The organism is Rathayibacter sp. AY1E3 (genome assembly GCF_002932235.1).
Taxonomy (GTDB): domain Bacteria; phylum Actinomycetota; class Actinomycetes; order Actinomycetales; family Microbacteriaceae; genus Rathayibacter.
In genome coordinates this window covers 75,875-90,930 of sequence record NZ_PSVN01000011.1, presented here as the reverse complement: position 1 = coordinate 90,930, position 15,056 = coordinate 75,875, and the positions used below count along the sequence as shown (strand labels likewise).

Below are 15,056 nucleotides of genomic sequence, written 5' to 3'. Positions count from 1 at the left end.
GGGGGGTCGATGGGCACGGGTGCCCATGCCTCCCCCCGGGTGCTTCAGCCCGAGTCCGTGGCGATCTGCAGCTTCACCGACCGGCCGCGACCGATGAGGAACCCCCGGCCGGGCGGAAGATCCGCGCGGCGGATCCTGCCGAGTGGAGTGCCGAGAAGCGTGTCGCCGTCCGTCTCGCCGGGAACGACCAGGAGGCCTCGCCTGCCCGCCTTGAAGGGCTGCGCGAGCGTGTAGGACTGGCTCCATGTCGACGACTCCCCTTCGCCGACCACGAAGACGCCGGCCCGGACACCGGCTCGCACGAGCCGGTCGAGCGCCATCTCGGCCTCGGTCCCGGTGAAGTCGGTGAGCCCCTCGATCACGAGGGCGCTGCCCGCCGGCCCGAAGCGTCCGAGCTCGATCTCGCTGGTGAGCGAATCGGCCGCCGCCGCGACCTCGGGGACCCCGACGACGCTGGCACTCCAGGCGGGCCTGGCCCCGAGACCGGACCGCCGAGAGGCGAGGTGGACGACGCGCGCTCCGCGCCCGCCTCGCCGCAGTGCCGCAGCGAGCGAGGCGAGCGCGGTCGTCCGTCCTCCCCCCGGCGACCCTGCGACCAGGAACGCACCGGAGGCGTCCACTCCGATCGGGGCGAGATCCTCGTCGGCGAGTCCGATGCAGACGCCGGACGATGCGACGGCCGGCAGGCCGGCAAGAGGTACGACCTCCGGGAGGCGCTCGACGGGCGAAGCAGCCACAGCGCCCTGCCGGCGCATCGCGTCGGCCAGGCTGGCGATCTTGCGGGCCTGGATGGCCACGTTCGACTCGCCGCCGAGCACGGCGATCTGCACCTCGCTGCCCTCGCTCACGCCGCGTCCCGGCGGCGAGGTGGCGGAGAGCACGTCCTTGGGCACGCCTAGCAGCAGGTAGTCGTCCTCGGCGGCGAGGCGGAGCACGACGCGGCGCTGGATGGTCGAGTTGAGCGAGGTGGGCACCGAGTTGGGACGGTCGCCCGCGACGACGATGTGGATCCCGAGCTGCCGCCCGTCGGTCGCGATCTGCGTGAAGACGCTGAACCAGGCACTGGTGCCGGCGTACTCGTAGGCCTCCCGGAAAGCGCCGATGCCGTCGACGAGCAGCAGGATCCGCGGTTCGTCTGGGCGATCCGCGAGCCGGCGGTACTCCCCGATCGTCGAGGCGTCGACGGCGCCGAAGCGCTCGGCGCGGCCGGCGACGAGGTCGCGGAGCATCCGGAGCAGGCGCACGACCCGCTCGTCGTCGTCGCCGCGGACGATCGCGCCGACGTGCGGCAGGTCGTTGAGCATCTGCAGGCCGTTGGCGCCGAAGTCGAGGCCGTAGACCTGCACGGGGCCTCCGCGCGGCGTCACGGCCGCCGCGACCGCGATCGAGCGCAGGGTCGTCGACTTCCCCGAGCCGCCGGTGCCGAAGACTGCCATGTTGCCGTCGCGGTCGGGCTCGTAGAAGACGGTCGGCTGGCTCTGCGTCTCCGGGCTGTCGACGACCCCCAGCAGCAGGCGGTCGTCGGTGCGCGGGTGCGGCAGCTTCGAGAAGTCGTAGGCGGGGGCGAGCTCGTCGAGCCAGGGCTTCCGCGGTGCGGGGACGCGCGCGTCGGCGGCCGCCCGGCCGATCGTCGCCACCATGCGGGCGATGTCCGTCGGACCGGGGTCCCCGGTCTCCTCCGCCTCGACCGCGCTCTGCTCCCAGGCGGTGCCGGAGCCGAAGGCCATCTCCTCGATGTCGATCCGGGGCGGCGGCGCCTCACCGGTGGTCCGCCCGCCGGCGTAGCCGGTCTGGAAGCCGGCGATCCTGCCGGGCCCCGTCTTGGCGGCCCCGCGCCCGGGGATGCCGGGGTCGAAGGAGGCCGCCATCGGCGTGCCCAGGATGTCGGTCGAGTCGTCGGCGTCCGCCATCCGCAGGGCGATGCGGAGGTTGGTGTTCGCGCGCAGGTTGTCCTTGATGACGCCCGCCGGCCGCTGCGTCGCGAGGATCAGGTGCAGACCGAGCGAGCGGCCGCGCTGGGCGACGTCGACCACGCCGTCCACGAACTCCGGCACCTCGTTCACCAGCGCGGCGAACTCGTCGACGATGATCAGCAGGCTCGGCGGGGTCTCCGGGTCGCCGGTCTTCTCGAGCGAGACGAGGTCCTTCGCCTTCTTGCGGTTGAGCAGGTGCTCCCGGTAGCGCAGCTCGGCGCGGAGGCTGGTCAGCGCCCGGCGGACGAGGTGCGGCGAGAGGTCGGTGACCAGGCCGACGGTGTGCGGCAGCTGCACGCAGTCGGCGAAGGCCGCGCCGCCCTTGTAGTCGACGAAGAGGAGGGCGACGCGGTCGGGGCTGTAGGCGGACGCGAGGCCGAGCACCCAGGTCTGCAGGAACTCCGACTTGCCGGCTCCCGTGGTCCCGCCGACGAGAGCGTGCGGTCCCTGGCTGCGCAGGTCGAGGTAGAACGGCTCGGTGCCGGCCGAGCCGACGAGCGCCCGCAGCGATCCGGCCGAGCGGCGCCGCACGGGGGCGGACCCGTCGCGCACGGTGATCGACTTGCTCTCGCGCCAGCGGTCGATGACCGCGCCGGACGCGGCGATCAGCTCGGGACCCGCCAGTGCGGCGTAGGCGACCTCGCGCGGCAGGTCGGAGGAGTCCTCGACCGGGACTCCGCCGTCGACGACGGGCGAGAGGGAGCGCGCGAGCGCGAGGGCCGTGCTCGCGTCGACCGTCTCGAAGACCACCGGATGCGAGTGCTCGCCGAGCCGGACCTGCCCGGTCGTCGCGGGCGAACCCGGGTCGGCGACGAGCAGGAAGCTGCGGGCGGCGGCGGGTAGCTCGGCGATGCTCGCGGAGCACCACAGCACGTGGACGCCCGCGTCCGGCCCGCGCTCGGCCAGCCGGATCAGCCGGGCCCGGTCGACGGGAGCGTCGTCCTCGACGACCACGATCACCGCGGGCGTCACGGGATCTGGCAGGCGGTCGGCCTCCTCGGGGCCGACCGAGCCGCGCAGGGCGGGCCCCTCCTCGCGCCGCTCCTCGACGAGCTCCTCGAGCCGGGACAGCAGCGATGCGCCGGATCCGGGGTTGTCGGCGAGGTGCTCCCCCGCGAGGGGCGAGTGCACCGAGCCGGTGTGCGGCAGCCACTCCAGCCACGACCAGGTCGGGCGCGAGGCGGGCGAGGTGAGCGCCGCGACGGCGAGCTCGGCCGGCGAGTGCGTGCCGACCAGCTGCACGGCGATCGCGCGGGCGACATCGGCGCGGACGGCGGCCGGCCCGGCGATCCCGAGCGCACCGCTGCTGCGGAGCTCGGCGACGACGGGAACGCCGTGCACGAGGCGGTGACGCTCGACGGTCGCGGCCAGCTCGCGGAGGAACTCGGGCTCGGTGTCGTTGCCCGCGGTCTGCTCGATCCGGCAGCGGGAGGGGAGCGAGCCGACGCCGAGCCGCACCGCGAGGAAGCCGCGGTGCTCGGGGCGGTGGGTCCAGAGGTCCTCGCCGCGCTGGGCGATCGCGGTGACCGCGTCGGCGGCCGACGGCTGCTCGGCGAGGCGGACGGCCCGCTCGACGGCCTGCGCGGCCCGGACGTCCTCCTCGAGGGCCTCGAGCGAGCGGGAGAACGCGGCGACCTGCGCCTTCCGGGTCCGCCGCGCGGTGACGGTGTGATCGATCCAGGTGCCGATCGCGAGCAGCGGGCTGAGGGCGACGAAGATCACGCTCAGCAGCTGCTGCGTGAGCACGTAGAGCACGGCGCCCATGATCAGCGGGGCGACGAGCGCGAGCAGCGGGAACCGCTGGGGCGTCGGCCGGGACGGCGGCGTCGGGGCGGGGAGCACGCGCTCCTCGAACCGCACGACGACCCGCGGCGAGCGGGTGAAGTCGATCACCGGAGTGGTGGGCGGGGCGCCGCCGAGGCGGGCGAGCGGAACGACGCTCATGGCGCTGTCGCCGATCACGACGACGTCGGCCGGGGTGAGCATCGCCCGCTGCACGAGCCGCCCGCCCATGCTGAGGCCGTTCGCGGAGTTGGTGTCGATGATCTCCACCGTCTCGCCGATGCTCACCCTCGCGTGCCGCTTGGAGATCAGGGGATCGGAGAGCCGCACGTCGACCCCGCGCTCCCGGCCGAGACGGCTGGTGCCGGCCGGGAGCGGGAACTCCCGGCCGGCGTCGGGGCCCGAGAGCACGCGCAGCACGGCGACCGCCGGGCCGCGGTCCCGGTCGGCGCCGTCCGCGGCGGCGGCCCGCGAGATCTGCACGGTCCCCCCGGAGCGGATGCCGGCCTCCACGATCGCGAGATCGGGGTGGATCGAGCGCGGGCGGTCGAGGCCGCTCGCGCCGAGGACGTCGAGGGTGACCGGTCCGCCGCCGCCGGATCCCGCGTGCTCGCGGTCGGTCCGCAGCGGGTCGGCCTCAAGCAGGGCCGCGGCCACCGCGCCGACCGAGACGGTCGCATCGACGGTGACGACGACGTCCGTGCTCGAGCCGGAGGCGCGTCGGAGTGTCAGCTTCAGGCGCATCAGTCGGTCCCGTCCTCGTCCGGCTCGTCCTGCGGCGCGTCCAGGAGCGCGAGATCGGCGCGGGTGACCAGTCGGCTGGTGACCGCGTACTCGACCAGGCGGGTGCGGCGGTGGGTGGCCAGCGAGCCGGTCTCGCCGCGCACGCCCTGCACGCCGACGCGGGCGAGCTTCTCGCAGACGTTGTCGAGCTTGCGGTTGAACCGGGTCTGCGTCCAGCCGAGCCGCGCCGCCGCCTTGGCCGAGCTCGGGATCACGCTCGTGCCGGTGCCCTCCCGGCGCAGCATCGGCTCGCAGAGGGCGACGATCAGCAGCCGCTGCGACGCCGTGAACGGGGTCACGCCGATCGTCGTCGCCCCGGTGAGGGCGCGCGGTGCGAGCACGGAGTCGAAGGTCGGCCTGCTCGAGTACAGCGTCAGCTCGTAGGTGGTCGGACCGGCCGTGAACACCACCATCGTCGTGCCGAACACGATCGGCAGGCGGCTGCCGGGTGAGAGCCAGGCCTGGATGCCGCCCGAGCCGTCGGTGACGGTCGCCGACAGCCGGCTCCCGACGTTGCAGAGCCACCAGAGACCCTCGGCGCGGACGACCTGCAGGAACCGCCGGTGCAGGAACGGATTGTCGTCGAGGTCGAGGGCGCCCTCCCGGCCGATCTCGAAGGGCTCGTCGCCGAGCGGGAACCACTCGCCGCAGAACTCGACGCTCAGCTCGGCGTCGGCGACGACCGGCATCGGCACGGACCCGCTCACGGCGCGCACGCCGTCGTCGGGGCCGAGGCGCGGCCGCTCTGGCGGAGCAGCGTCACCTCGAGGCAGGTCTGTCCTGAGGCATCGGCGGGGACCGTCACGGTGCTCTCCTCCTGCGTACGGGGATCGGGGATCGAGCCGGTGCCGGCCGGAGCCCAGAGGAAGCGGTCGCCGTCCTCCGGCTGCGGGTTGGTCCAGGTGAAGACGACGCCGTCGGCACCGACCGCGCCGGTGAGTCCGGTGACGGCGGGGACGTCGACCCACCCGACCGGATCGGCGGGAGCCTCGGGCGCCGTGGTGCGGCGGGGGTCCGCGGTCGAGGTCGGCATCGCCGCGACCAGTGCGGCCCCGCCCGCGACGGAGGCGGCGGCAAGCACCGCGATCCCGGTGATCACGAGCGGCCGGCGACGGCGTGCGGGTGCCGGTGCGCTCCGCGGCGGCTCCTGGACCGGCGCGCGGGGCTCCGACAGCGGAGCCGGGGCGACGAAGGAGGCGGCGGACCCGCGCGCCATCGTCCGCTCCAGGTCGAACGCCGGGACGCCGGAGATCTCGGCGAGCGCCGGCGCGGCCGCGCGAGGAGCGACGGGTCGCGGCACCGGATCGATGCTGACGATGCCGCGGATGCGGGTGTTGCCGTCGTCCTCCTCCTCCACCCGCTCCTGCGGCAGGGCGTCGTCGAGCACGTCGGCCGTGGTGACGGCGAGGGAGAGCTCGACCTGGATCCGCTGCAGGGCGCGGCCGAACTCGAGGGCGGTGGTGAAACGGCCCTGCGGCGCCTTCGCCATGCTGATGGCGAGCACCCGGTCGAGCGAGGCCGGCGCGTCGGCGCGCCCGAGCGGCGGCAGCGGCGCCGAGCGGATCCGCTCGATCAGCTCGTGCGAATTGATCGAGCGCCCCGGCAGCTCGAACGGCGAGCGCCCGGCCAGCAAGGAGTAGACGGTCGCGCCGAGGGCGTAGACGTCGAGGGCGACCTCGTTCGGGATCTCGGCGCCGAACGCCTCGGGGGGCGACCATGGGATCGACAGTCCTGCGAGGTCGGCGGAGCCGTCCAGGAGCGCTCCGGCGATGCCGAAGTCGGTGAGGGCCGGCCGGTCGTAGGCGGTCACGAGCACGTTGGCGGGCTTGATGTCGCGGTGCAGGATGCCCGCGCGGTGCACGGTCTCGACCGCGCCGGCCACCTGGATGCCGATGCGCAGCGCGTCGGCGACGGCCAGCCGGCCGCTCTTCAGCCGGACGGCGAGGTTGGGGTTCGGGCAGTACTCCATCGCCAGGTAGGGCCGGCCGTCGGCGGCGATGTCGGCCTGGTAGATGGTGACGATCGACGGGTGCGTCGAGAGGGAGGCCATCAGGTTCGCCTCGGCCTCGAACGCGTCGCGCTCGCGATCCGTCGTCAGGCCTGCGCGGAGCACCTTGATCGCGACGGTGCGCCGGGGGCGGGCCTGCTCGTAGAGGAAGACGTCGGCGAAGCCGCCGGAGCCCAGCGGCCGCTGGAACTCGAAGCCCTGGATCGCGGGGGGCGGGGACGACCGCGGCGCGCTCATGCCTGCTCCCGGATCGTCACGGTGACGCCGTCGCCGAGGTCGAGGACGTCGCCGCCGGCGAGCACCATCGACTCCGACCCGGTGAGCCGCACGGGCACCTGCCCCGAGCGGAGCAGGAGCGTGCCGTTCACCGACGCCAGGTCGCGGACGACGACGAACCGGCCCTCCGCGCGGACCTCGACGTGGCTGCGCGAGATGTCCTGGAGCGGGCTCGGCACGGTGATCAGCCGCGGCAGCTCGTGCGCGGCCACGCGGCCCGCGGAGGGGCGCCGGCCGATCACGACGGGACGGTCGAGCTCGACGACGTCGCCGGTGGAGAGCTCGAGGCGGGCGATCGCGCTCGTCGGCGTCGGCGTCGCCGGGGCGGGCGCGAGGGCGCGCAGCTCGGCGATCGAGATCGTGTGCCCGTCGTGGTCCCCGTCTCCGACCTCCGGAGACGGCGACGCGGCCGGGACGAGGTCGATCAGCCCGTGCTCGTCCTCCGGCTCGCGGATCGCGGCGTCCTCGACGACCCGGGCGACGGTCTCGCCGAAGAGGTGGTCGTACTCGTCGTCGGCGGCGCGGACCGTGTCGGAGACGGGCACGCGGGTCTCGTCGTGGCCGAGGGGGGCGGCGGCGGGCTCGGGCGCGGCGGCCGGCGCGGAGACGGCGGGCGGCGCCGGAGCCGCAGGGGGCGCGGCGGCGGGCGGGGCGGAGTAGCCCCACTCGTCGAGCTCGCCGGTCTCGGCCGCGGGCTCGGCGGCGGGGATCCGCCCGACCGACGCCGGGTCCGCGTCCTGCGGCTCGACGACCACCGGATCGACGACGACCGGCTCGACGAGCACCGGCTCGACGGTGACCGGCACCGCGACCACCGGCGCCACCACGACCGGGACGGCCTCCTCGGCCGGCGGCGGCGCGGCGGGAGCCTCGACGGCAGCGACCCCGACGACCTGCGGCTCGACGATCGCCGTGTCGACGACCGGCACGACCTCGACGACCGGCTCCTCCTCGGTCGGATCCGCCACGTCGCCCACCTCCGCGCCGACCGGCCGGGCTTCGAGGGTCGCGCCCCGGAACGTCGCCGTCAGCCGCGAGCAGAGCACGACCCCGCTGCCGATCGGCAGGCTCAGCGCCGCCCCGCGCCGGCCCGCCTTGACGCGCAGGCTGATCGAGACCGGAGCGGCGATCATCCGCTCGTTCCAGGTGGTCACCCCCTCGCCGGAGAGTGCGACGACGGGCGCGTCGTCGCCGAGCTCCTCGATCACCTCGACGAGCAGATCGCCGCGGACCGCGACCCGCGACAGGTCGTCCTCGAGGGAGACGACGGCGAACGGCGGGAGCGCCAGCAGGCCGGCCCCGAAGACTCCGGTGAGCGACTCGAGCACGCCCGCGAGGCCGCGGCCCGCCGCGAAGGCCTCGGAGACCTGCTTGACGCCCTCCTCGCCCAGCACGTCGGGCAGCAGCGCCATCCCGCGGTCGGAGACGACGCCGAACCAGCGGCCGGGTCGATAGCGGATCTCGGTCACGGGCGAGCCCCCTCGGTGTCGGGAGTGCCGGCGACGAACGGTGCCGCGACGATCTCGCGCGTGACGATCGCGCGCGGCACGGTGTCGTCGCTGACGGCGGTGGCGAGCGGCAGCCGGTCGCTCGGCACGGTGCGATCGAGGTCGTCGCCGGCGCTGACGGCCGTCGCGTCGATGACCAGCACGGTCAGGTTGTCGCGGCCGCCGTGGAGGAGCGACTCGTGCAGCAGCCGGGTGGCCGCGGCCTGCGGGTCGGCCTCGTCGCGCAGGACGAGAGCGATGCGGGCGTCGTCGAGCTCGGTGGTGAGCCCGTCGGAGCAGACCAGCATCCGGTCGCCCGTCGCGGCGGGGAGCAGCCAGAAGTCGGGCGCACCGGCGCTGCCCGCACCCAGCGCCCGGGTGATCACGTTGCGCTGCGGGTGGGTCTGCATCCCGGAGGCGTCGAGCTCGCCCGCCTCCACGAGCTCCTGCACCACCGAGTGGTCGACGCTGACCTGCTCGAGGGCGCCGTGCGCCATGCGGTAGGTGCGGGAGTCGCCGAGGTTGAACACGAGCCAGTAGCCCAGGTCCTCGATCTCGGCGATGGCCAGTCCGCTGACGGTCGTCCCGGCGCTGCGCTCGGTGCTGAGGGCCAGCTCCGCGATGCGGACCTGGGCGCCGGCGAAGCACTCCTCGATCTCGGAGACGCGGACCGTGTCGTGGCCGACCAGGCTGCGGAACTCGTCGACGGCGATCGCGCTGGCGACCTCTCCGGCGTCGTGCCCGCCCATGCCGTCGGCGACGACGAAGACCGGGGGTTCCGCGACGTGCGAGTCCTCGTTGATCGCCCGCTTCATCCCGCGGTCGGTGGCGCTGCCCCACTGCACGGCGATCGGGCTGCCCGCAGCGCTCATGCCCACTCCACCGCCGCCGTGCGGTCGCCGAAGGTCAGCGTGGCGCCGACGGGCACCGCGGCGCGACCGCCGGGCGGCACCGGGGTCGCCGTGCCGTCGATCACGACCCCGGTCCCGTTGGTCGAGTGCCGGTCGATCACCGAGAGCTCGTCGCCGAGGAGCTCGAGCCGCGCGTGCGTCTTCGAGATCGAGCGGGTCGTGTCGGCGAGCGCCACCAGCTCGCCCGCCGCCTCGCCGGTGCGCGGCGCGGGGTTGCGGCCGACGAGCGCGGAGTCGGAGACGACCACGACGGTCCCGTCGTCGAAGCGGAGCCGGACCGCGCGCGGGCGCGGTTGCGCGGGGGCGCCGGCGCTCATCCGGGTGAGCTCGAGGTCCTCCGGCTCGTGCGCGGGGGCGCTCGGCCGGGCCGGAGCCGGGGCGGCGGAGCCGGGCACGGCGGAGATCACGCCGCCTGCGGGCGGTCCCGCGAAGCTCGCCGGCGCGGCGGCCGGCGCGGAGTACACGGCGGGCGCGGCGGTCGCGGGCGCGGAGGCGAGGGGCGCGGAGTACGCAGCGGGCACGGCAGCGGCGACCGACGACTCCGCTGTCGCACGCGGAACGACCGGCTCGTCGAGGTCGGCGACCACGGCCACCGACGAGGTCGGCACCGGCGCCTCCCGCAGGGACGAGACGGGACGCGACGCGCCCGCCGAGCGGGTGTCGATCATCCAGGTGCCCGTGGCCTGGTCGTGCCAGCCGCGGTTCTCCCCCGAGGTGTCGAACAGCGGCGAGAAGTAGCCGACGATGATCGCGGCGCAGAGGTTGAAGACGACGTTCCGGCCGGCCGCCTTCCAGAATCCGAGCGGTTCCCCGCTGTCGTAGCGCACGAGGCGCAGACCGAGCATCCGCATCCCCGGGGTGCCCCGCCCGCCCTGCGCCTTCGTGTAGAAGAGGCCGAAGGCGAGGATCAGAACGGTCGGCCCGAACGCTCCGAAGTACGCGATCGCACTGTAGGCGCCGGTCGTGGAGGCCGTCTGCCAGAGCGCCCAGGTGAGGAGCCAGACGATCACGTAGGAGAGGAAGAACCAGACGCCGACGATGACACTGTCCAGCAGGTAGGCCCCGACCCGGGGGCCGAGCGCGGCCGGAACGCCGAACGGCACGGCCGCTGTCCGGCGCGGAGTCCCGGCGCTGAGGGCAGCCGCCCCGCAGCCGCGGCAGAACGCCGCGCTCGCGTCCATCGTCGTCGAGCAGCGCGAGCACACCCAGCCGGACGTCGTCGTGTCAGCCATGGAGATCCTCGTTCCTCGCGGGTCGCCCCGTCGTGTTCGTCCGGGCGCCGCGGGCGGCGGTGGTGGCGCGGGTCAGCCAGGCCGGCCGCAGGGAGCGCAGGGACAGGCGCGCCCGGAGCCGCCGCCAGGGCGAGACGGTGGCGTGCAGCTCCGCGACGAGCGCGTCGGTCTGCTCCCAGAAGGCGGCGACCTCGGCGTCGACCGGATCCAGCGGCCCGAAGACCGCGGCATCGGCCCGCCGGGCCAGGACCGCCACCCCTGCGCTCGGGTACTCGGAGTGCAGCAGAGCCGCGTCCTCGAGGCGGGTGGCCCCGGCCGGGACGACGGTCCCCAGGTCGGCGGCGCGGTCGAGCACCTCGTCCCAGCCGCCGCTGATCCGGTCGGCCGCATGCTCGGCGCCCACCCGCGCCCGGCGGCGTCGGCGCTTGAGGGCCGCGATGAGCAGCGCGGGGCCGAAGAGCAGCGCCGCCAGGCCGACGACTCCGCCGGCGACCGCGAGCACGACGCCGATCCAGCCCAGGTCCGGGCCCCGGTCGTCCTCGGTCTCGTCCTCCTGGACCACGTCCGGCGGCACGACGGCCGGCTCCTGCGGGGGCGGCGGCGGCTGGAGGACCTGGGCCTTCGGCTGGGCCGCCGGCTCGGGCTGCTGATCCTGCAGGATCTGCTCCTTCGGCGGCGTGGGATCGAAGGCCACCCAGCCGTGCTCCGCGAACGCGACCTCGACCCACGCGTGCAGGTCGTCGCCGGTGAGCGCGACGTCGCCGGAGAGATCCGACCCGGCCGCCGGGTAGTAGCCCATCACCACGCGGGCCGGGAGACCGAGCTCGTCGACCATCAGCGCCATCGTGGTCGCGTAGTGCTCGTCGTCGCCGACCATCCCCCTCTCGTCCGTGAGCAGCAGCTGCAGCCGCTCCGAGCCGTGACCGGGGCGGGACTCCGCCTCGCCCTCGAGGCCGTGGCTGAAGTAGCCCTGCGTCGAGAGCGTGGTCGCGATCGCCCGCACCTGGCTGAGCGCGGTGGTCGCCTCACCCACCGAGGCGAGCGTCGCGTCGGTGAGCGCCTCCGGGACGTCGACCGGCGTCGGCACGGTGACGGGTGCCGCGACGGCGTCGGCGAGGTCCTCGTCGCTCGGCACCGGGGGGAGGGTCGTGGTCAGCGTGTAGGAGTCGCCGGCCGCGAGCCGCGAGGTCACGACCGCGACGCCGGTCTCGTCGTTGTAGTGCAGCGATCCGCTCAGCGCCTCGGCCCGCGGCCCGGCGAACTCGATCGACGACGGGTAGCCCGCGTCTGGCAGCCAGACTCCGCCGAGGTCCGCCGCGGTGAAGCGGAGCACGGCCGGCGTGCCCTCGTGCTCGCCGGCGATGGTGCTGCCGACGCGGGCGAAGCTGCCGGAGCCGCCCCCGCCGCCGGTCACGTCGAAGACGGTCCCGGTGTACGCGTCCATGGTCGCGAGGCGCACCCGCACGCCCTCCTGCAGGCCCGACACCGTGAACAGGGTCGCGTCCTTCTGATCGCGGACGGTCTTGCGGAAGGAGGCGAGCGGCGTCGGGTAGTCGTCGAGGTCGAACGGCGGCACGATGTCCTCGCGGAGAGTCGAGCGCGACCCGGCCGGGGCGACGGCGCCGGCGGAGACGCCGACGACTGCGGCCGCGAGCGCCAGGACGAGGGCGCCGGAGCCGATCCGGCGCAGCCGCAGCTGACGGACCGCGGAGGGGTCGACCGCCCCGTCGCCGCCGGCGGCGGAGGTCTGCGCCGACTGGCGGCGCCAGGCCGCCCAGGCCAGCCCGACGACGCCGAAGGCGATCGCCTGGGCGAGGGGCGCGACGGCGTCCGCGGTGCCGAAGAGGATCGAGACGAGCACCAGAGCCGCGGCCGGCACGAGCGCCCAGACCGGGCGCGGGGCGCGCAGGGCGATCGTCGCCGCGACGACGGCGCAGACCAGCGCGGCGCAGAACGGCACGACGAGCAGCTCCGGGAAGCCGTTCGCCGGCGGCTCGACGGTGAGCAGGCTCTTCCACGAGGTGACCAGCGCGGTCGCGAGGCCCAGGAGGCTCTCCGGGCTCGGGATGACGCCGAGGAGGCCCGCGGAGCGGAACGCCGCCGCGGTGCCGACGAGGGAGTAGGCGGCGGCGGTCACCGCGGTCGTCGTCAGCAGGCCCCAGCGGGCTCGCGCCGCGAGGGCGCCGACCGCGAGACCGGCGACGATCCCGAGGCCGCCCGCGACGAGGTGGTCCGCGCCGGCGAAGACCCGGCCGAAGCCGATCGCGCCGACGGCGAGCAGCACCGCGAGGGCGACCAGATCGACGGCGACGGCCGCCGGTGCCCGGCCCCTCACGCGGCACCTCGCCGCACGGCCGCCGGCAGCTCCTCGAGAGCCGGGACGCTGAGCAGCGCGAGCTCCCCGATGCTGCGGCGGGCGGCGGGCCGATCCTCGTCGCAGCTCACGCCGAGGACGCGGGCGTCGGGGGGCAGCTGCCGGGCCGCCGAGCGGAACCGCGGTGCCGTCACCTCCGAGCCGACGACGAGGATCACGACCGACGCCTGCGGCACCGAGCGGGCGAGGGAGCGCGACAGGCCGACGAGGTCGCCCCTGCTCTGCCCGAGCTCCACCCCGGAGAGGTCGTCGAGCAGGCGCTTGCCTATGCCCGCGTGCAGCGACCGGCCCTGCACGAGCACGCTGAGCTGCTGCCCGTCGCGCAGCGCCTGGAGGCCGAGGGAGGCGCAGCTGGAGACGGCGAGCTCGAACTGCTCGTCGTCGCGGTAGTCGGCGGGATCGAGCGACAGGCCGATCGCGAGGTGCGAGCGCCGCGTCTCCTCGAACTGGCGCACCATCAGCGTGCCGGTGCGCGCCGTGGTCTTCCAGTGCACGTAGCGGCGGTCGTCGCCGGGCGCGTAGGCGCGGAGGGCGTGGAAGGAGACGTCGTTGTTGGAGAGCTCCGGGGCCGGCCGGCCCTCGAGGTCCTTGAGGAAGCCGGACGACGAGCCGCCGACGGCGACGGTGCGCGGGTGCACGAAGAGGTCGCCGGGCACGGTGTGCGGCACGACGCGGCGGAAGAGCCCGAGGCCGTCGCCGCGGACCGAGCGGACGGGTCCGACGCGGATCACACCGCGCCGCGCCGTCGGGATGGTGAAGAGCTCCTCGTGCACGGCCGCCGCCTCCAGCCGCGGGAGCGGGAACACCGCCAGCCCGCCGCCGACCGGCAGCTCGACCCGCGCGGGCAGGAGCGAGCGGGCCGAGGCGTTGCGCACCTCGACGCGGCCGACCGCCCGCTCCCCCGCGACCACCCGGGTGGTCGCGAGATCGAGGTCGACGGAGTAGGCGGAGCGCCCGATCATGAACGGAGCGGCGGCGATCAGCACCGCCAGCGCCAGGACCGCGAGCAGGACCAGCTCGCTCCAGCCCTGCACCGCGCCGACGATCCAGGCGAGGCCGGCCAGCGCGAGGAGGACCCAGGCGAACGAGGTCGCCACCGCGACCACGGGCACGGCGCGGGAACGCACGGGCGCGAGCAAGACGCCGGCCGTCTCGACCACGTGGCGCGACCGCTCGACGGCGGCGCCCGCGCGTCGCGCGAGCCCCTCCCTCCGGAGCACTCCGATCCCGGTCATGCCGCTTGACGCTCCTGCGGCGCGGCGACCTCGGCGAGCACGCGCCCGAGCACGCCGTCGGCCGTGGCGCCGGCGAACTCGGCCTCGGGATCGAGGACGAAGCGGTGCAGCCAGACCGAGGCGACCAGCTGCTTGACGTCGTCCGGAAGCACGTAGTGCCGGCCGTTCGCCGCCGCCCAGACCTTGCAGGCGCGGATCAGCGCCATCGAGCCGCGGACCGAGACGCCGATCCGGGTCTCCGGCGCCGAGCGGGTGGCCTCGGCGAGCTGCACGACGTAGCGCAGCACGGCGCCGTCGACGTGCACGGTCGCCGCGAGGTCGGCCATGTCGGCGACGGCCTGGGTCGTGATGATCGCGCGCAGCCCGGCGGAGGGGTTGCGCTCCCCCGCACCCGCCAGGATCCGCTCGGCGGACGCCGCGTCGGGGTAGCCGATCGAGGTCTTGATCAGGAAGCGGTCCAGCTGCGCCTCGGGCAGGCGGTAGGTGCCGGCCTGCTCGATCGGGTTCTGCGTGGCGATGACGAGGAAGGGCCGCCCGACCTCGTGGCCGACGCCGTCGACCGTGACCCGCGACTCCTCCATCACCTCGAGCAGCGCCGACTGCGTCTTCGGCGAGGCGCGGTTGATCTCGTCGGCGAGCACGATCGACGCGAAGATCGGGCCGCGGTGGAAGTCGAAGCGCCCCGACTTCTGGTCGTAGATCGTCACGCCGGTGACGTCGCTCGGCAGCAGGTCGGGCGTGAACTGGATCCGGTTGCTGGTGCCCTGCACCGTCGCCGCGATCGCCTTCGCGAGGCTGGTCTTGCCGGTCCCCGGCGCGTCCTCGAGCAGCACGTGCCCCTCGGCGAGCATCGCCGTGAGCACGAGCGAGACCACCTCGGACTTGCCGAGCACGGCCTGCCCGACGTTCTGCACGAGCTTCTCGAACGTGGCGGCGAACCAGGCGGCCTGGTCGGGTGTCATGGTCATCAGTGCGATCCCTCTTCTCGGTGCCGA

The 15,056-nt window shown here is 75.0% G+C and carries 9 protein-coding genes; all 9 read right to left on the bottom strand.

Features of this window, described 5'->3' with window-relative positions; genetic code table 11:
- Positions 1-44: 44 nt before the first annotated feature.
- Genes C5C53_RS10930 through C5C53_RS10890 form a run of 9 tightly spaced genes read right to left on the bottom strand, consistent with a single transcriptional unit; the run spans position 45 to position 15,029 of the window.
- Positions 45-4,499, bottom strand: coding sequence for an FtsK/SpoIIIE domain-containing protein (locus C5C53_RS10930; protein WP_104267536.1), 4,455 nt, complete (start codon positions 4,497-4,499; stop codon positions 45-47).
- Positions 4,499-5,227 (bottom strand): hypothetical protein, encoded by a 729-nt coding sequence (locus C5C53_RS10925; protein ID WP_104222366.1) that lies wholly within the window; start codon positions 5,225-5,227, stop codon positions 4,499-4,501. The genes C5C53_RS10930 and C5C53_RS10925 overlap by 1 nt, the downstream gene beginning before the upstream one ends.
- A gap of 14 nt (positions 5,228-5,241) precedes the next feature.
- Positions 5,242-6,783, bottom strand: coding sequence for a serine/threonine-protein kinase (locus tag C5C53_RS10920; RefSeq protein ID WP_104267535.1), 1,542 nt, complete (start codon positions 6,781-6,783; stop codon positions 5,242-5,244).
- Positions 6,780-8,291 carry an FHA domain-containing protein gene (locus tag C5C53_RS10915; protein WP_104222287.1) on the bottom strand — a complete coding sequence of 504 codons (1,512 nt, stop codon included), beginning with the start codon at positions 8,289-8,291 and terminating at the stop codon, positions 6,780-6,782. Before C5C53_RS10915 ends, C5C53_RS10920 begins: the two co-directional genes overlap by 4 nt.
- Positions 8,288-9,181, bottom strand: coding sequence for a PP2C family serine/threonine-protein phosphatase (locus C5C53_RS10910; protein ID WP_104267534.1), 894 nt, complete (start codon positions 9,179-9,181; stop codon positions 8,288-8,290). Before C5C53_RS10910 ends, C5C53_RS10915 begins: the two co-directional genes overlap by 4 nt.
- Positions 9,178-10,452: an RDD family protein gene (locus tag C5C53_RS10905; protein WP_104267533.1), complete on the bottom strand. Its 1,275-nt coding sequence runs from the start codon at positions 10,450-10,452 to the stop codon at positions 9,178-9,180. Before C5C53_RS10905 ends, C5C53_RS10910 begins: the two co-directional genes overlap by 4 nt.
- Positions 10,445-12,787: a transglutaminase-like domain-containing protein gene (locus C5C53_RS10900; protein WP_104267532.1), complete on the bottom strand. Its 2,343-nt coding sequence runs from the start codon at positions 12,785-12,787 to the stop codon at positions 10,445-10,447. The genes C5C53_RS10905 and C5C53_RS10900 overlap by 8 nt, the downstream gene beginning before the upstream one ends.
- A complete protein-coding gene (locus C5C53_RS10895; RefSeq protein ID WP_104222279.1) occupies positions 12,784-14,061 on the bottom strand; it encodes a DUF58 domain-containing protein in 1,278 nt (425 codons plus the stop codon). Before C5C53_RS10895 ends, C5C53_RS10900 begins: the two co-directional genes overlap by 4 nt.
- Positions 14,058-15,029: a MoxR family ATPase gene (locus C5C53_RS10890; RefSeq protein WP_181068034.1), complete on the bottom strand. Its 972-nt coding sequence runs from the start codon at positions 15,027-15,029 to the stop codon at positions 14,058-14,060. Before C5C53_RS10890 ends, C5C53_RS10895 begins: the two co-directional genes overlap by 4 nt.
- Positions 15,030-15,056 lie beyond the last annotated feature (27 nt).

Bases quoted from the DNA above. Each gene is read 5' to 3' on its own strand.
- C5C53_RS10920 (WP_104267535.1), bottom strand. From the start codon at position 6,783: ATGAGCGCGCCGCGGTCGTCCCCGCCCCCCGCGATCCAGGGCTTCGAG.
- C5C53_RS10890 (WP_181068034.1), bottom strand. From the start codon at position 15,029: ATGACCATGACACCCGACCAGGCCGCCTGGTTCGCCGCCACGTTCGAG.
- C5C53_RS10910 (WP_104267534.1), bottom strand. From the start codon at position 9,181: ATGAGCGCTGCGGGCAGCCCGATCGCCGTGCAGTGGGGCAGCGCCACC.
- C5C53_RS10905 (WP_104267533.1), bottom strand. From the start codon at position 10,452: ATGGCTGACACGACGACGTCCGGCTGGGTGTGCTCGCGCTGCTCGACG.
- C5C53_RS10925 (WP_104222366.1), bottom strand. From the start codon at position 5,227: ATGCCGGTCGTCGCCGACGCCGAGCTGAGCGTCGAGTTCTGCGGCGAG.
- C5C53_RS10930 (WP_104267536.1), bottom strand. From the start codon at position 4,499: ATGCGCCTGAAGCTGACACTCCGACGCGCCTCCGGCTCGAGCACGGAC.
- C5C53_RS10895 (WP_104222279.1), bottom strand. From the start codon at position 14,061: ATGACCGGGATCGGAGTGCTCCGGAGGGAGGGGCTCGCGCGACGCGCG.